Genomic DNA, 17,132 nt, shown 5'->3' with positions numbered 1-17,132 from the left:
AACGAATATGATTATTGATGCTGTTTTAAATAGAGCCAATAAGGACGCAAAAGTGATTGATGTTAACCATCCCTCGGGTGAAAAAGTGTTGCATATTGATTCATCTTCAGAAAAAGTGAAACGAAGTCTGGCTAAAACCATTAGTTGGAGGATTATAGGAACCATAGATACGTTAATTCTATCCTGGATTATCGTTGGAGAGGTTTCAACCGCGGCGGCAATTGCTTCTGTTGAATTTCTGTCAAAAATGATATTGTATTTCTTTCATGAACGTGCATGGAATACCATAAATTGGGGAAAATAATGTTTAAAAAAAGTCAAATAGAGTCATTAAATGAAGCATTTAAAGAGGCTTCGCCTTCTGAGATAATAAAGAAGGCATTAGAGCTCAATAAATTAGCGGTGGTAACTACAAATTTCAGGCCTTATGAGGCTGCAATTTTACATGCTGTTAGTAAGGTAGAACCAACTATTCCGGTTGTATGGTGCGATACGGGTTATAATACGCCTCAAACCTATCGTCATGCGGAACAGGTTATTAAGGATTTAAGTCTAAACATTTTTTTATACGTACCCAAGCAAACTACGGCACATAGAGATGTGGTTCTGGGCATACCAGGTATTGACGATCCCAAACATGCCTTATTTACAGAACAGGTTAAACTAGAGCCTTTTAGAAGAGCCATGGAAGAGCATCAGCCAAAAGTTTGGTTTACAAATTTGCGTCAGGGTCAAACCGCCTTTAGAAATAGTATAGATATTTTTAGCTTGAGTAAGGACGGGGTACTTAAGGTGAGCCCTTTTTACCATTGGTCTAATGAAGAATTAAACTTATATTTAGAACAACATAAATTACCTAACGAATTTAAATATTTTGATCCCACAAAAGCTCTGGAGAATAGAGAATGTGGTTTGCACGCTTAAGATACATGATATTATGAGTAATTTAATTAGAAAGGATACATCACACATCAACTCGTTAGAAAACGAAGCAATCTATATTATGAGGGAGGTGGCCGCACAGTTTGAAAGGCCTGTGCTATTGTTTTCTGGAGGAAAAGATTCCATCACTTTAGTTCGGTTGGCGGTTAAGGCATTTTACCCGGCTAAAATACCCTTTCCCTTAATGCATATCGATACGGGCCATAATTTTCCCGAAACCATAGAGTTTAGAGACCGATTGGTGGAGGAATTGGGTTTGGAATTGATTGTAAGACATGTCCAAGATTCTATCGACGAAGGCAAGGTAAAAGAAGAATCGGGACGTTATGCCAGTAGAAATATATTGCAAACGACTACCCTTTTAGATGCTATTGAAGAATTTAAGTTCGATGCATGTATCGGTGGGGCACGCCGCGATGAGGAAAAGGCAAGAGCTAAGGAACGTATTTTTTCAGTTCGTGATGATTTTGGTCAGTGGGATGAAAAAAATCAAAGACCAGAGTTGTTTGATATGCTTAACGGACAAATAGAACACGGTCAAAATGTACGCGTGTTCCCTATTTCGAATTGGACGGAATTGGATGTTTGGTCCTATATAGAAAAGGAAAGAATTGAAATACCATCCATATATTTTGCTCATTCAAGAGCGACATTTTTACGTGATGGATTAATATGGTCTGCGGATGATGAGGTGGTCTATAGAGATGAGCACGAAGAAGTTGTAGAGCGTATGGTTCGTTTTCGAACCGTTGGTGATATGAGCTGTACGGCAGCGGTTTTGTCTGAGGCCACAACAATTTCAAAAGTTGTTGAGGAAATCCGAGAGAGTTCCATATCAGAACGTGGCGCACGTATTGATGATAAGCGCTCTGAAGCTGCTATGGAAAAGCGCAAGCAACAAGGTTATTTTTAATTAAAAGTCTAAAGTTCGAAGTTAAAAATAGGACCGCGATCTCCCGTAGTGGAGTCCTAAGGTAAATAAAATATAAGCCTTTAGCTAAATGTTAGAGGCTAACAGCTAAAAAATAAAATGGAAGTATTAAAAATTGCAACGGCAGGAAGTGTTGATGACGGAAAAAGTACCTTAATAGGACGTATTCTTTATGATACGAAATCATTAACGACTGATAAACTAGAGGCTATTGAAAAAACAAGCAGGCAACTGGGCTATGATTATTTGGATTTTTCATTGGCAACAGATGGTCTAGTTGCTGAAAGGGAACAAGGAATCACCATAGATGTGGCACATATCTATTTTTCAACAGCAAAAAAAAGTTACATTATCGCAGATACCCCCGGACATGTGGAGTACACCCGAAACATGGTAACAGGTGCTTCAACATCCCAAGCCGCAATCATTTTAATTGATGCGCGAAAAGGTGTAATTGAACAAACCAATCGTCATTTCTTCATTAATAACCTCTTGAGAATTAAAGATGTCGTGGTAGCCATTAATAAGATGGATTTGGTGGACTATTCTGAGAAAGTTTACAATACCATCAAAGCCGATTTTGAAGAATTAATGAGTAAGCGGGATTACCAGGATCAAAAGATTACTTTTATTCCAGTGAGTGCTCTAAAAGGGGATAATGTGGTCCATCTTTCGGAAAAAATGTCTTGGTATCACGGCGAATCCTTGCTGGAGCACCTGGAGAAATTGGATAAAAAAGATATTTTCAATGTGGGTACACCGCGTTTCCCAGTTCAATATGTTATTCGACCTAAAACCGAGGAGTTTCACGATTTTAGAGGGTATGCCGGGAAAGTATATGGGGGTAATTTAAGTATTGGAGATGACATCGTTGTATTGCCTTCTAAAACAAAATCAAAAATTAAGGACATCTATTTTTATAACCAAAAGTACGATACAGCATCACGACGTTCTTCAGTAACCATTACCCTCGAAGACGATATAAACGTAAGTCGTGGCGATATGATTGTGAAAGACGGTGATCTGCCAACCATAGACAAGCAATTTACAGCTAACGTGTGTTGGATGGATTCAAACGAATTAACCCCTGGAGGTAAATATGTAATACAACATGGCATAAACAAAGTCTTGGCTAAAGTGGATAAAATTCATCATAAGATTCATCCGGATTATTCCGGAATAGATGCAGAGGTTTCAAGTCTAGGCATGAATGATATTGCTTCGGTAACCTTCAAATTGAACAAGCCTATTTTTTATGATCAATTTAAAAACCATAGGACCAACGGTTCGTTTATTTTAATCGATACCCAATCTAATAATACGGTAGGAGCTGGTTTTATCCAGTAAATTGAAAAGATAAGAAAGTAAGAAGGTAATGGTGTAATTACGCTCAAGGTAACCACTTTCAAAATTAAACAAAAAAAAATGCAAAGCTTTAGAACAGAAATAGAAAATCCGGTAGTTGAAAAAGACATTATTGAATTGGCTGATAAAATTGAGCTATTCAATAAGGGCAAGATCGATGAAGAAAAATTTAGAAGTCTGCGTTTGGCTCGTGGGGTCTATGGTCAGCGTCAGGAGGGTGTGCAAATGATTCGGATTAAATTGCCTTATGGAAAAGTAAAGAGCAATCAACTGCGAAGAATTTCTGATGTTTCCGATGCATATTCTCGGGGACGATTACATATAACCACGCGTCAGGATATTCAAATTCATTATGTTGATTTAAACAGGACTCCCGAGTTATGGGCGGAATTGGAGCGAGATGACGTTACTTTAAGGGAAGCTTGTGGTAATACGGTGCGTAATGTAACAGCCAGTGAAACAGCAGGCATAGACGTTAATGAACCCTTTGATGTTTCTCCTTATGCTGATGCCGTATTTCGTTTCTTTTTAAGAAACCCTATTTGTCAGGAAATGGGGCGTAAATTTAAAGTGTCATTTTCCTCATCCGATGAAGATACAGGCTTGTCATATATGCATGATTTAGGGTATATCGCCAAAATCAAAGATGGAGAACGTGGTTTTAAAGTTATGATTGGTGGTGGTTTGGGCTCACAACCACGTCATGCGGATGTGTTGTATGACTTTGTGCCTACCGATAAAATTATTCCCATAATGGAAGGTGTTTTGAGAATTTTTGATCGTCATGGAGAACGTCGAAGCCGTGCCAAAGCACGTATGAAGTTCCTAATTAAGGATATCGGTATAGATGCATTTAAAGCTCTGATTGATGCAGAACAAAACGCAATCGAATTCAAATCTGTCCCTATTAATGCAGATGCATATGAAGTTTCCAAACCGGTTGTACTTGACCATATTCCAAGAGTAAACATAAAAGACCAAGTCGCTTTTGAGACTTGGAAGACCACAAATCTCATACCGCAAAAACAGGACGGTTATGTGGCTATTGGAATAAAAGTTCTACTTGGAGATTTTTATACGGATAAGGCCAGATTATTGGCCGATTTAGTGGAAAACTATGCGGCCGGTGAAATACGTTTGACTTTACGACAAAATATCGTCATTCCATTTGTGAAACATGAGCTGCTACCGTTTTTCTACAACGAATTGGAAAAATTAGGTTTTGTAGAGGTAGGTTATAATAAGGCCGTGGATATTACCGCTTGCCCCGGTACCGATACCTGTAACCTGGGTATAGCAAGTAGTACCGGAATTGCGGATGAATTGGAGCGTGTCATTAAAGCGGAGTATCCACAGTATTTAAATAACGAAGATGTAATTATTAAAATTAGTGGTTGTATGAATGCTTGCGGTCAGCATAGCATGGCTAACATTGGGTTTCAAGGGATGTCAGTGCGAACCCCGGAAAAGTTAGTCGCACCTGCATTACAAGTCTTATTGGGTGGAGGAAATCGAGGTGATGGGAATGGTGTTTTTGCTGATAAAGTGGTTAAAGTTCCCAGTAAAAGAGGACCGGAAGCTTTAAGAAGAATTTTAAATGATTACGAGGCTAATGCGAATAAACAACACTTTGTAGATTATTATAAAGATAGAGGAGAACGTTATTTTTATGATTTACTTCAAGATTTACAAGACGTCACCAATTTAACCCAGGATGATTTTATAGACTGGGGAAATACAGAAAAATATGCCAAGGAAATTGGAATAGGTGAATGCGCCGGTGTCGTTATTGATTTAGTGGCCACTTTATTTTTGGAGAGCCAAGAAAAAATGGAAGAGGCCAATGAAGCATTTGCAAATAAAGTCTACTCTGGTGCCATTTACCATGCCTATAGTGCTATGGTTAATTCTGCTAAAGCCCTGTTATTAGCTGAAAGAAAAAGAACAAATACCCATGCCGGAATTATAAGTCAGTTTGATGATTTGTTTGTTTCTTCAGAAAAAATTAAGCTGGGTGGATCTTTTTCTGAACTGATTTACCAAATCAACAAAGAGGCGCCTTCTAAGGCATTTGCCCAAGAGTATATCAGTAGTGCAAACCAATTTATAGAAAAAGCAAAGGTCTACCGAGCCACAGAAATTCCTTTAAAGAAGGCTATTTAGCAAAGCAATGCGTTTAAAAATACCAACATTAACTGTAGTTGGCGCCGGACCGGGTGACATCGATTTAATTACCTTAAAAGCCATTAAGGCGATTAAATCCGCCGATGTTATTTTGTACGATGCCCTAATTAATGAAGCCTTGTTGGACTATGCTTCAAAAGAAACCGAACTCATTTTTGTTGGAAAACGGAAAGGCTGTTATGCCTTTCAACAGGAGCAAATTAATGAACTTATTGTTACTAAAGCTAAAGAAAAAGGACATGTTGTCAGATTAAAAGGGGGAGATCCTTTTATATTTGGTCGTGGTGCTGAAGAGATAGATTATGTTATACCATTTGGATTGAAAACATTCATGGTTCCGGGAATATCCTCTTCCTCAGCAGTACCGGCATACCAAGGTATTCCATTAACGAAACGTGGGGCATCAGAAAGTTTTTGGGTTATTACAGGAACTACAAAAAACCATAATCTTTCACAGGATGTGGCATTGGCGGCGAAGTCCACTGCTACAGTTGTTATTTTGATGGGAATGCATAAATTAGATGACATTGTTCGCGTGTTTTCTGAAGAGCAAAAGCAGGATACGGCCGTAGCGGTCATTCAAAATGGCACCACCAAAGAGGAGAAAGTAGGTATAGGTACGATTAATACCATTCAGCAAATTGTTAAAGAAAAGCAGTTAACTTCACCCGCAATTATTGTTATTGGGGACGTCGTAAAGCAAAAAACCTCCTTAAGTTCAATCTACTCGGATATTGCTTTCAGCTAGCCTATGGAAAGAAACAATTTATACCCCATTTTTTTAAAGACAAAGCAATTAAACATACTTATTGTAGGTGGTGGTTATGTGGCTGAGGAAAAATTAACCTTCTTATTGAAATCCAGTCCGGATGCCACAGTGACTATGGTTTCACCTATGTTTAGAAAGGACACGATAGCTCTATCCAAAACAGGAAAGGTTACCTTAATTAAAGATTTCTATAGAAAACGTTACCTCAAGGGGAAGCATATGGTTATAGTCACTACAGATGTTCCCGAAATTAATATCAAGGTTTATAAACACTGCAGAAAACGAAGTATTTTGGTGAATGTTGCCGATAATCCGCCATATTGTGATTTTTATATGGGAGGCATTGTCACTAAGGGCAATGTTAAGGTAGCCATTAGCACCAATGGTAAATCCCCAACAACAGCCAAACGGCTCCGTCAATTTTTTGAAGATGTTATTCCTGATAATGTTGATGATTTGGTTAAAAATTTAAATACCTTTAGAAAAACAATTAAAGGCGATTTTGAACAAAAAGTCGAGACTTTAAATGAGTTCACCAAGGGATTAATTGAAAAACAAAATCCATAAATTTATAATTGTGTAATTTCGTATCAAATTTGCGACTTTAAACAAATCATTGAACATTAAATAAATTCTAAGCTGTGAAAAGTTATAATGTTTGCCTAAAGGATACCGTAAAACTATTTACTAAACGGTTGTTCTATTCACTATTTGATGAAGAGCAACAAACTGAACATGAAGCGTATTTAGAAAGCACATTTCTTAAAATTCTGTCTCGTCTTTCTCTGGATGGGGGTGATCATGCCTGGGAAACCTTCAGAACTAAACTTCCGGAGTTAAGGCGAAAATTAGACCTGGATGCTATCGCTTTTGAATGTAATGATCCGGCGTCACACAGTTTGGACGAAATCTATTTAGCATATCCCGGGTTTCATGCGATTGCCATCTACAGACTAAGCCACGAGCTTTATAAACAAAAAGTTCATATTCTTCCCAGGATGATGAGTGAGTATATCCATGGTATTACCGGCATTGATATTCACCCAGGTGCTACCATTGGCGATTCATTTTATATCGATCACGGTACAGGAATTGTTATAGGGGAAACATCCATAATAGGGAATCACGTTAAAATATACCAGGGGGTGACACTTGGGGGTATTTCCGTTGCTAAGAATTTAGCCTCTGTAAAGCGGCACCCGACCATTGAAGACAATGTTTGCATTTATGCGAACGCTACCATATTAGGAGGTGATATCGTTATTGGCGCAAACAGCATTATAGGAGCGAACGTATGGATTACCCAATCGGTTCCTGAAAATTCCTTGGTAACCTATCAAACTGAAATAAAAATTAGACCAAAAAAGAATGGCATTCGAAAATAGTATTATTGGTCAAATTGGTAATACCCCGCTTGTGGAGGCAACGCATCTTATTTCCAAAAAAGGGGTCAGGTTATTTTTAAAATTAGAAGGGAATAATCCCGGCGGTAGTGTAAAAGATCGCCCTGCCTTTAATATGATCTATGAAGCTCTAAAACGTGGTGATGTTAAAAAAGGAGGCACTTTAGTTGAAGCCACCAGTGGAAATACAGGAATTGCCTTGGCCTTTATTTCAAAGTTATTGGGGCTTAATATGGTATTAATCATGCCTGAAAACTCAACTGAAGAGCGGGTAAAGACTATGCGAGCCTATGGCGCAAAGGTAATTTTAACCCCAGCTGATATTGGTATTGAGGGTTCTCGTGATTTAGCGCTTAAGCTAAGAGATGAGAAAGGCTATACACTGCTTAACCAATTTGAAAATGACGATAATTGGAAAGCCCACTATAAAACTACTGGTCCGGAAATTTGGGAAGCCACTCACGGCAAAATAACACATTTTGTTTCGGCAATGGGCACCACAGGAACCATAATGGGGGTGTCCACCTATTTAAAAGAAAAAAATAAAGCCATCACTATTGTAGGTGCACAGCCAGATGATAATTCGAGAATTCCAGGAATTAGAAAATGGCCCAAAGAATATGTCCCTAAGTTTTTTGATAGATCCAAGGTAGATGTAGTTATTGAAGTCACTGAAGCAGATGCTAAGGTAACCACTCAAAAATTGGCAAGCCAGGAAGGCGTTTTTGCCGGAATGAGTAGTGGAGGTTCCGTGTTTTGTGCATTAAAAATAGCCGAACAGCTGGATGAAGGTGTTATCGTGGCTGTTATTTGCGATAGAGGAGATCGGTATCTATCCTCAACATTGTTTGAATAAGTTAGGTCTAACCAAATGATCCATGATGAAGACGTATGGTTTAGTTTTCTTTCTCATTATTTTGTCCTGCAAGCCTGATACAAGTAAGACTTCAGAATATTTCGACATTGGGATTATTGCAGATTGCCAATTCTGTGATTGCCCTAATAATTCAGTTAGATATTATAGGAACTCAACAAAAAGACTCCAGGAAGCCGTTACCGTATTTAATTCTAAAGCATTAAAATATGTTATTCATTTGGGAGACTTTATTGATAGGGATTTTGCTAGTTTTGATTCTGTACTACCAATTTGGAATACAATAAAATCAGACAAAAAGCACGTGTTAGGAAATCATGATTTCAGTGTGGTAGATTCGTTAAAACCTTTGGTTCCTATGAAATTGGGGTTATCCAAACGGTATTATAGCTTTAAAATCCATAATTGGCGTTTTATTGTTTTGGATGGCAACGATTTAAGCAAACATGGTGCCATTTCTAGGGAAAAACGGACCGAAACAGATTCCCTTTATAATCTATTGGTAAAGGATAGTTTGCCCAATTTAAAACCGTGGAATGGTGGATTGAGCCGCACACAATTACATTGGGTGAAAAGTGAGTTAAATGATGCGTTGCATAACAATGAATGGGTAGGGTTTTACTGCCATTTTCCTGTTGCAAGAGATCCCGACATGCATAATATATGGAATTACAGTCAGTTTTTAGAGCTCATTGCAGACTATAAAAATGTTAAATTTTATTTTAACGGTCACAATCACGATGGTGATTATTTAGAGCAAAATGGAGTACATTTTTTAACCTTTAAAGGCATGGTGGACACATCGTATAGCTCGGCTTTTTCCATAGTAAGAATGACCAAAGATTCCATTATAGTAAAAGGTTACGGTAGAGAAACGTCCAGAGGATTAAAAATTAAATAATTTCAATACTGGTAGTTGAAGTTACGTTTCTTTTTAATGGTAAATCTAAAAATAAAATGTTAATTTAGCGCCCTAGTTTATAAACGTACTAATAGGTTATCAAGAAAGGCAGAGGGAATAGACCCGTTGAAGCCTTGGCAACCCTTTTCCTCATGACCACTTAGGATAAGAAGGTGCTAAATTCTACTAATACCAAGTGTGTTGGAAAGATAACGAAAAGTGATTCCTTAACTTTTCTTGATGACATATCTAGATATAAATAATATCAATGTCAAATATTAAACAAGCCATACTGGAACGTATTTTGGTGTTGGATGGTGCTATGGGTACGATGTTACAACGCTATAAATTTACGGAAGAAGATTTTAGGGGTGAACGATTCAAGGATTATCCCATACCTTTACAGGGTAACAACGATCTCTTGTCTATTACCCAACCCGAAGCCATAAAAAGCATTCACGCCAAATATTTTGAAGCAGGGGCAGATATTGTGGAAACCAATACATTTTCCGGGACTACCATAGCGATGGCCGATTATCAAATGGAAGATCTGGTATATGAACTTAATTATCAATCGGCCAAATTAGCAAAGGAGGTCGCCGATGAATTTTCACTTAAGGAACCACAAAAACCTCGTTTTGTGGCAGGCTCTATGGGACCAACAAACCGTACGGCAAGTATGTCCCCCGATGTTAATGATCCCGGGTATAGAGCAGTAACATTCGAAGATTTACGCTCAGCATATAAACAACAGGTGGAAGCACTTTTAGATGGCGGTGTCGATGTATTATTGGTTGAAACCGTATTTGATACCCTGAATGCTAAAGCGGCGTTATTTGCTATTGAGGAGGTCAAGGAAGAGCGTAACATCGATATCCCAATCATGCTTAGCGGAACCATAACAGATGCCAGCGGGCGTACCTTATCAGGGCAAACGGCTGAGGCTTTCTTGATTTCGGTATCACATATTCCTTTGTTGTCTATAGGGTTTAATTGCGCATTGGGGGCCAATTTATTACAACCCCATTTGGAGGCCGTTGCCAATAAAACCGATTTTGCAATATCGGCACATCCTAATGCCGGTTTGCCAAATGCTTTTGGAGAATATGATGAAACTCCAGAAGAAATGGGCGAACAAATTGAAGCCTATTTAAAGAAGAATTTAGTTAATATCGTGGGAGGTTGTTGTGGTACTACACCGGAACATATCAAGGTAATTGCAAATATAGCCGCAAAATATAAACCACGTAAATTTGGATATGTCCCAGACCAGAGGAGTGAAAATAGTAACCCTTCCTTATAAATGTCTAAGGATACTCGATATCACAACGAACGGTAAAGTGTATAGATGAAAGTTAAACAGAGCAAATACATGAAATTGTCAGGACTGGAACCTCTGGTCATTAATGAGAACAGCAATTTTATTAACATTGGAGAGCGTACTAATGTGGCGGGTTCTCGAATGTTTTTGCGATTGATAAAGGAGGAGAAGTTTGATGAGGCCTTGGATATAGCACGCCACCAGGTAGATGGCGGAGCCCAAATTATTGATGTTAATTTTGACGACGGTCTTATAGACGGCAAAGCGGCTATGATTAAATTCTTAAACTTAATTGCTGCCGAGCCAGATATTTGTCGTGTACCCATTATGATTGATAGTTCCAAATGGGAAATTATTGAAGCCGGTTTGCAGGTCGTTCAAGGAAAAGGGGTTGTGAACTCCATTTCACTCAAGGAAGGAGAGGATAAATTCATATGGGAAGCCAAGCAGATTAAGCGTTATGGTGCTGCGGTTATTGTTATGGCTTTTGATGAGATTGGTCAGGCCGATAATTATAGAAGGCGTATAGAAATCGCAAAACGCTCCTATGACATTCTGGTTAATAAAGTAGAGTTTCCGTCTGAAGATATCATTTTCGATTTGAATGTTTTTCCGGTAGCTACAGGAATGGAAGAACACCGCAGAAACGCTCTGGATTTTATAGAGGCCACCAAATGGGTTAGAGAAAACTTACCCAATGTTAGTGTTAGTGGCGGGGTAAGCAATGTTTCCTTTTCTTTTAGAGGGAATAATGTGGTACGGGAGGCCATGCACTCCGTATTTTTATACCATGCCATACAGGCAGGCATGAATATGGGTATTGTTAATCCTGCTTTGTTGGAAGTTTATGATGATATTCCCAAGGATTTGTTGGAGCATGTGGAAGACGTGATATTGGACAGGCGTGATGATGCCACGGAGCGCTTATTGGAATTTGCCGAAACCGTTAAGGGGGTTTCGAAAGAAAAAACAGTGGATTTGTCCTGGCGGGAGGGGTCGCTTCAGGAGCGTATTACACATGCCTTGGTCAAGGGTATAGATGCGTTTATTATTGAAGATGTTGAAGCCGCTCGATTACAGGCTGAAAAACCTATAGAGGTGATTGAAGGCCATTTAATGATTGGAATGAACGTTGTTGGCGATTTATTTGGAGCGGGGAAAATGTTTTTGCCTCAGGTGGTGAAATCCGCACGGGTCATGAAGAAGGCAGTAGCCTATCTCAACCCCTATATCGAAGCCGAAAAGTCCGATAAACAAGAACCTGTAGGGAAAATTTTAATGGCCACCGTAAAAGGCGATGTGCATGATATTGGTAAAAACATCGTTAGTGTGGTATTGGCCTGTAACAATTACGAGATTGTCGATTTAGGGGTTATGGTACCACCCGAAAAAATTATTGAAACAGCCATTAGGGAACGAGTGGATGCCATTGGATTATCAGGTTTAATCACACCATCACTTGATGAAATGGTGTATTTGGCCAAGGAAATGCAACGTCTGAATTTTGAGTTGCCTTTACTCATTGGAGGCGCAACAACATCAAAAGCCCATACCGCTGTAAAAATTGACACCCAATACAACAATGCCGTCGTTCATGTTAACGATGCCTCAAGAGCTGTGACAGTTGTTGGGGATTTACTGAATAAAAGAACGGCACATGAGTATGTCGTTAAGTTAAAAGCCGATTATGAAGATTTTAGAACCAAGTTTTTAAAACGTGGCAAGGAGAAATCTTATATATCCATTGAAGAGGCACGCCAAAAAAAATATACTATAGATTGGGAAACCTCACCCATTGTAAAGCCTAAAGAATTAGGGGTTCAGGTACTAAAGCAATTAAGTTTAAAAAACTTGTTACCCTACATCGACTGGAGTCCCTTTTTTAGAAGTTGGGATTTACATGGTAAATTTCCGGAAATATTAGACGATAAAATTGTTGGGGAACAAGCAACACATCTTTATGAAGACGCTCAGCAGATGATTCGGGAAATAGTGGCCAAGCAGTTATTAAAACCCAAGGCGGTGTTTGGATTGTTTGAGGCCAATACAATAAATGAGGATGACATTTCTGTAATGAAAAAAGGAAAGGAAGTGGCCGTATTTAGGACTTTACGGCAGCAATTGAAAAAGCGAGAAGGGATTCCTAATTTGGCTCTTGCCGATTTTATAGCACCAAAAGAAACGGGTAGAACCGATTATATTGGAGCTTTTTGTGTTGGCATTTTTGGGGCACAGGAATTAGCGGAAACATTTAAAGAAAAGCATGATGATTATAATGCGATTATGGCTCAGGCTATAGCAGATCGATTCGCTGAAGCCTTTGCCGAATATTTACATAAACAAATACGGACGAAACATTGGGGCTATGCTGCAGGGGAAGATTTGACAAATGATGATTTAATTAAGGAAAGTTACAAAGGTATACGGCCTGCACCGGGTTATCCCGCTTGTCCAGATCATTTGGAAAAGGAAACGATTTGGAGCTTGTTGGAGGTGGAGCAGTTAATTGGAGTAAAATTAACCGAAAGTTTGGCTATGTGGCCGGCAGCAGCCGTTTCCGGGTACTATTTTGCCCATCCGGAAGCCAAATATTTTGGTTTGGGCAAGATTACGGATGACCAGGTCGCCAACTATGCCCAACGAAAAGGGATTGCAAAGGAGAAGGCCAGAAAATGGCTGCACCCCAACATTGCAAGTCAATAACGGTATTGACCATTGGTGTAAGATCCTTTTTCTTTGTCAAATGGAGCACTGTTTTTAAGCAGGTCCAAAGAATATAAATTAAACCAAAACCACCATAAAAAACGCTCCAATTGGACGTTTTGCAGAGAAGCATGAAAGTAACAGAGCACATCAAACAGGCAAACGGAAAAACCCTTTTTTCATTTGAGGTTATACCACCTAAAAAAGGCATGAACATTCAGGATTTATATAACAATATCGATCCATTAATGGAATTTAATCCACCGTTTATTGATGTGACGACCTCCAGAGAAGAGTTTGTGTTTATTGATAAAGGAAATGGATTACTGGAAAAACGCATTACTCGAATGCGTCCCGGAACAGTGGGTATTTGTGCTTCTATTATGCATAAATACAAAGTAGATGCCATTCCACATTTATTATGTGGCGGATTTACCAAGGAAGAAACCGAGTATGTTTTGGTGGATTGTCACTATTTAGGAATCGACAATGTTGTAGCCCTGCGTGGAGACGCCAGAAAGGACGAACCTTATTTTGTGCCTACTCAGGGTGGTAATGCTTATGCTATCGATTTGGTAAGACAAATCGCTAATTTGAATAAAGGGCGGCATTTACATGATAATGACGAAGAAGATCATCATTATGATTTTTGTGTTGGAGTGGCAGGATATCCGGAAAAGCATATGGAGGCCCCTTCCTTAACTACCGATTTAAAACGGTTAAAAGAAAAAGTTGATGCCGGTGCAGACTATGTGGTCACACAAATGTTTTTTGATAACCAAAAGTATTTCGACTTTGTTAAAAAAGCCCAGGAGATAGGTATTACGGTGCCCATTATTCCGGGGATTAAACCTATTGCGGTAAAACGTCATTTACAGCTTTTACCCCAAGTCTTTAAAATTGATTTGCCACAGGAGCTTATTGAAGCTGTTGAAGGTTGTAAGGATAATAAAGCAGTAAGGCAGGTAGGTATTGAATTTGCCATTGCGCAATCGAAAGAATTAAAAGCGGCAGGTGTACCATTTTTGCATTATTATTCCATGGGTAAAAGTGATAATATTAAAGCTATAGCATCAGCGTTGTTCTAATTCCTGTACTTTTGCTCTATAACCCATCCTACATGAGACTCATTTTTTCAGGTCTATTTTGTGTTATTCAGACACTGTCTTTTTCACAGCAAAAGCAGTTTACCTCTTATATTGATGTCAATTATTTTAAAGGGAATATTGCACTTCACAATAACGATATCCTTCATTTAATTCAAGGACACCCCGAGGGTGTTATTGTTTCGTGGAGTAAGAAAACCTATGGATTTAATGATTGGGAACAACGCTATAACTACCCGGACTATGGTGTTTCCATAGCATATCAAAATCTTAAAAATGATGTGCTGGGGCAAGTCATTTCGGCTTATGCACATTATAATTTTTACGTTTTCAAACGACAATTAATGTTTCGTATAGGTCAAGGTTTGGCCTATACCAATAATCCGTACGACAAAGAACATAATTTTAGGAATAATGCTTTTGGATCCCATTTTATGAGTAGTACATATGCGATGCTCAACTATAAAAAGGAACGGGTTATTGGGCGTTTCGGATTTCAAGCTGGGGTAGCGCTATTACATTATTCCAATGCCAATATTAAAGCACCGAATACAAGTATTAATTCAATAACCCTTAATTTTGGGGTTACATACAATTTAGAGGAAGATTCGCAGGCGTATCAATATACTCTTGATGAAAACGACAGAATATATCGGCAACCCATAAAATATAATTTCGCTTTTAGAACAGGTATTAACGAAAGTGATGTGGTTGGCAGTGGACAATTCCCCTTTTATATTGTTTCTGCATATGCCGATAAACGTATCAATAGAAAAAGTGCCTTGCAATTTGGAACCGATATATTTTTTTCAAATTTTTTAAAAGAACTCATCTATTATAAATCGGTTGCTTTTCCGGAAGATGAAGTCTCTGGAAATGAAGATTATAAACGGGTTGGTATCTTTGCTGGTCATGAATTGTTTGTGAACAACCTATCCATTGTAACACAGTTGGGGTATTACGTGTATTACCCTTTCGATTTTGAAGGTAGAACCTATTTTAGGATAGGGTTAAAACGATACTTTAGTAACACATGGTTTGGAGCCCTAACCCTCAAATCCCATGGAGCAAAAGCTGAAGCCGTTGAGTTTGGCGTTGGTATTAGATTGTAAATGATTATACTATGGAACAGAGATTAACAATAGTAGGACTTGGAGTAAGTGACCTCCAGATGTCTTCCCGGTTTTATGAAGAAAAATTTGGTTGGAAAAAATTGGATTCAAGTAACGACAGTATTACGTTTTTTCAATTAAACGGCATTCTTTTGTCGCTTTACCCAAGGGAAAAATTAGCAGAAGATGCAACTGTTAGTTCAGAGGGAAAAGGATTTAAAGGCTATACGCTAGCGTTTAATACAAGAACTAAAGAAGAAGTTGATGATTTGATTGCGGCTCTGGAAGCAAAAGAGGTAAAAATTATTAAAAGACCTGAAGAGGTATTTTGGGGAGGTTATAGCAGTTATATTGCAGACCCCGATAATAATCTTTGGGAAATTGCGTACAATCCCTTTTTACCTTTGGATGAGAAAGGAAACGTACTGGGACAATGAACAACTAACAAGTAAATGAAGCGTATAATACAAATAGCATGTCTTTTTATATTGGTTGCTTGCAACAGTGAAAACGCTATTGATTGTTTCCAAAAACCAGGCAGCACCTTGCGACATGAAGTAGTTGTTGACCCCTTCGATAAAATATTTGTAAACCGGGATATCGAATTAATTGTAAAGGAAGGAGAAGAGCAGAAGGTAGTTATCGAAACGGGGAAAAATTTACTCGATGACGTTACCGCTCTTGTCGTTGATGGTAAATTAACATTAACCGATAAAAATACGTGTAACTATGTGAGGGCCTATGGCATCACTAAAGTCTATATAACCTCTCCGAATATAACAGAAATTAGAAGTTCTACGCAATATGATATCAGTTCCGATGGTGTTTTAACTTATCCCAACCTGACCCTGTTATCTGAAGATTACAATGCCCCAGAGACCTTTACCAATGCTAATTTTAACATGCATATAGATAATGGGACGCTAAGGCTGGTTTTTAATAACCTCTCCAATGCTTTCATTTCTGGACGAACCAATAACCTGAGTGTAGTCTTTGCAGCCGGAACTTCCCGATTTGAAGGCAGGAATTTGGTAGCCCAAAATGTAACGTTTTGGAACAGAGGTTCCAATGATATGATTCTGAACCCACAACAATCCTTAAAAGGTACCATTTCGGGAACGGGCAATGTAATTTCTGTTAATGAACCCCCTGTAGTTGAGGTGGAAGAACTTTATAAGGGCCAATTAATTTTTGAATGATATTGTTCCAATCATAGTCTTTAAAAGGCGAGAAATCTCCTGAGTGTTTAAGGGTTAAGGGAATGACATGAATTCTTAGAATACTAACCTCGACATTTCTACAGTTTGTTTTGATTACTGTAACGTTCATTTGGTTATTTTAAAAATGAATAATCAGTATACTGAGGTCACTAAATTAAATAACCCCTTTCATTTCACTGCGGAATGAAGTGAAATCTCATTATGGTGAGATGTCTTGCATCTCATGCCTTGCTTAGTAAGACATGATGGATATCTGTTTTCAACATAATTAATATGTCATTTTGGGGATCGCATATGTTCG

16 protein-coding genes and 1 riboswitch are annotated in these 17,132 nt (G+C 38.4%); all 16 genes read left to right on the top strand.

The window, feature by feature from the left end; translation table 11 throughout:
* Positions 1 to 7 precede the first annotated feature (7 nt).
* The 16 genes from MR054_RS04910 (at position 8) to MR054_RS04835 (ending at position 16,810) form a co-directional block, all read left to right on the top strand.
* Positions 8 to 304, top strand: coding sequence for a DUF2061 domain-containing protein (locus tag MR054_RS04910; RefSeq protein WP_242082553.1), 297 nt, complete (start codon positions 8 to 10; stop codon positions 302 to 304).
* The gene (locus MR054_RS04905) at positions 304 to 924 is read left to right on the top strand and encodes a phosphoadenosine phosphosulfate reductase domain-containing protein (RefSeq protein ID WP_242156581.1); all 621 of its coding nucleotides are present in this window, start codon (positions 304 to 306) and stop codon (positions 922 to 924) included. The genes MR054_RS04910 and MR054_RS04905 overlap by 1 nt, the downstream gene beginning before the upstream one ends.
* Positions 925 to 937: 13 nt before the next feature.
* Complete coding sequence (gene cysD / locus MR054_RS04900; protein ID WP_242082551.1) at positions 938 to 1,855, top strand: sulfate adenylyltransferase subunit CysD; 918 nt, start codon at positions 938 to 940, stop codon at positions 1,853 to 1,855.
* 117 nt (positions 1,856 to 1,972) lie between these two features.
* Positions 1,973 to 3,220 carry a sulfate adenylyltransferase subunit 1 gene (locus tag MR054_RS04895; protein ID WP_242156579.1) on the top strand — a complete coding sequence of 416 codons (1,248 nt, stop codon included), beginning with the start codon at positions 1,973 to 1,975 and terminating at the stop codon, positions 3,218 to 3,220.
* Positions 3,221 to 3,298: 78 nt separating this feature from the next.
* Complete coding sequence (locus MR054_RS04890) at positions 3,299 to 5,401, top strand: HEPN domain-containing protein (RefSeq protein ID WP_242156569.1); 2,103 nt, start codon at positions 3,299 to 3,301, stop codon at positions 5,399 to 5,401.
* Between the two features lie 7 nt (positions 5,402 to 5,408).
* Positions 5,409 to 6,170, top strand: coding sequence for a uroporphyrinogen-III C-methyltransferase (gene cobA, locus MR054_RS04885; protein ID WP_242156567.1), 762 nt, complete (start codon positions 5,409 to 5,411; stop codon positions 6,168 to 6,170).
* 3 nt (positions 6,171 to 6,173) lie between these two features.
* Entirely contained in the window at positions 6,174 to 6,758 is a 585-nt protein-coding gene (locus MR054_RS04880) for a precorrin-2 dehydrogenase/sirohydrochlorin ferrochelatase family protein (protein WP_242082543.1), read from the top strand.
* A 74-nt stretch (positions 6,759 to 6,832) separates the two neighbouring features.
* Complete coding sequence (gene epsC / locus MR054_RS04875) at positions 6,833 to 7,576, top strand: serine O-acetyltransferase EpsC (RefSeq protein WP_242156565.1); 744 nt, start codon at positions 6,833 to 6,835, stop codon at positions 7,574 to 7,576.
* Complete coding sequence (gene cysM / locus MR054_RS04870) at positions 7,560 to 8,450, top strand: cysteine synthase CysM (RefSeq protein WP_242156563.1); 891 nt, start codon at positions 7,560 to 7,562, stop codon at positions 8,448 to 8,450. Before epsC ends, cysM begins: the two co-directional genes overlap by 17 nt.
* Positions 8,451 to 8,472: 22 nt before the next feature.
* Entirely contained in the window at positions 8,473 to 9,369 is an 897-nt protein-coding gene (locus tag MR054_RS04865) for a metallophosphoesterase (protein ID WP_242156561.1), read from the top strand.
* Between the two features lie 93 nt (positions 9,370 to 9,462).
* Positions 9,463 to 9,585, top strand: a riboswitch (SAM riboswitch).
* A gap of 52 nt (positions 9,586 to 9,637) precedes the next feature.
* Positions 9,638 to 10,672 carry a homocysteine S-methyltransferase family protein gene (locus tag MR054_RS04860; RefSeq protein ID WP_242156559.1) on the top strand — a complete coding sequence of 345 codons (1,035 nt, stop codon included), beginning with the start codon at positions 9,638 to 9,640 and terminating at the stop codon, positions 10,670 to 10,672.
* A gap of 45 nt (positions 10,673 to 10,717) precedes the next feature.
* Positions 10,718 to 13,393, top strand: coding sequence for a methionine synthase (metH, locus tag MR054_RS04855; RefSeq protein WP_242156557.1), 2,676 nt, complete (start codon positions 10,718 to 10,720; stop codon positions 13,391 to 13,393).
* 131 nt (positions 13,394 to 13,524) lie between these two features.
* A complete protein-coding gene (metF, locus tag MR054_RS04850) occupies positions 13,525 to 14,481 on the top strand; it encodes a methylenetetrahydrofolate reductase [NAD(P)H] (protein WP_242156555.1) in 957 nt (318 codons plus the stop codon).
* 32 nt (positions 14,482 to 14,513) lie between these two features.
* A complete protein-coding gene (locus MR054_RS04845) occupies positions 14,514 to 15,611 on the top strand; it encodes an acyloxyacyl hydrolase (protein WP_242156553.1) in 1,098 nt (365 codons plus the stop codon).
* Between the two features lie 11 nt (positions 15,612 to 15,622).
* Positions 15,623 to 16,048: a VOC family protein gene (locus MR054_RS04840; protein ID WP_242156551.1), complete on the top strand. Its 426-nt coding sequence runs from the start codon at positions 15,623 to 15,625 to the stop codon at positions 16,046 to 16,048.
* A gap of 15 nt (positions 16,049 to 16,063) precedes the next feature.
* Complete coding sequence (locus MR054_RS04835) at positions 16,064 to 16,810, top strand: head GIN domain-containing protein (protein WP_242156542.1); 747 nt, start codon at positions 16,064 to 16,066, stop codon at positions 16,808 to 16,810.
* Positions 16,811 to 17,132: the final 322 nt, after the last annotated feature.

The sequence above is a fragment of the Aestuariivivens sediminis genome (genome assembly GCF_022662105.1).
Taxonomy (GTDB): domain Bacteria; phylum Bacteroidota; class Bacteroidia; order Flavobacteriales; family Flavobacteriaceae; genus Aestuariivivens; species Aestuariivivens sediminis.
The sequence above is the reverse complement of the archived record's forward strand: the minus strand, read 5'-3'. Positions and strand labels throughout refer to the sequence as shown.

Excerpts from the sequence above, each read along its gene's own strand:
- MR054_RS04910 (WP_242082553.1), top strand. The coding sequence starts at position 8 with ATGATTATTGATGCTGTTTTAAATAGAGCCAATAAGGACGCAAAAGTG.
- MR054_RS04895 (WP_242156579.1), top strand. The coding sequence starts at position 1,973 with ATGGAAGTATTAAAAATTGCAACGGCAGGAAGTGTTGATGACGGAAAA.
- metH (WP_242156557.1), top strand. The coding sequence starts at position 10,718 with ATGAAAGTTAAACAGAGCAAATACATGAAATTGTCAGGACTGGAACCT.
- MR054_RS04845 (WP_242156553.1), top strand. The coding sequence starts at position 14,514 with ATGAGACTCATTTTTTCAGGTCTATTTTGTGTTATTCAGACACTGTCT.
- metF (WP_242156555.1), top strand. The coding sequence starts at position 13,525 with ATGAAAGTAACAGAGCACATCAAACAGGCAAACGGAAAAACCCTTTTT.
- MR054_RS04890 (WP_242156569.1), top strand. The coding sequence starts at position 3,299 with ATGCAAAGCTTTAGAACAGAAATAGAAAATCCGGTAGTTGAAAAAGAC.
- cysD (WP_242082551.1), top strand. The coding sequence starts at position 938 with ATGAGTAATTTAATTAGAAAGGATACATCACACATCAACTCGTTAGAA.
- cobA (WP_242156567.1), top strand. The coding sequence starts at position 5,409 with ATGCGTTTAAAAATACCAACATTAACTGTAGTTGGCGCCGGACCGGGT.
- MR054_RS04865 (WP_242156561.1), top strand. The coding sequence starts at position 8,473 with ATGATGAAGACGTATGGTTTAGTTTTCTTTCTCATTATTTTGTCCTGC.
- MR054_RS04860 (WP_242156559.1), top strand. The coding sequence starts at position 9,638 with ATGTCAAATATTAAACAAGCCATACTGGAACGTATTTTGGTGTTGGAT.
- MR054_RS04835 (WP_242156542.1), top strand. The coding sequence starts at position 16,064 with ATGAAGCGTATAATACAAATAGCATGTCTTTTTATATTGGTTGCTTGC.
- MR054_RS04905 (WP_242156581.1), top strand. The coding sequence starts at position 304 with ATGTTTAAAAAAAGTCAAATAGAGTCATTAAATGAAGCATTTAAAGAG.
- cysM (WP_242156563.1), top strand. The coding sequence starts at position 7,560 with ATGGCATTCGAAAATAGTATTATTGGTCAAATTGGTAATACCCCGCTT.
- MR054_RS04840 (WP_242156551.1), top strand. The coding sequence starts at position 15,623 with ATGGAACAGAGATTAACAATAGTAGGACTTGGAGTAAGTGACCTCCAG.
- MR054_RS04880 (WP_242082543.1), top strand. The coding sequence starts at position 6,174 with ATGGAAAGAAACAATTTATACCCCATTTTTTTAAAGACAAAGCAATTA.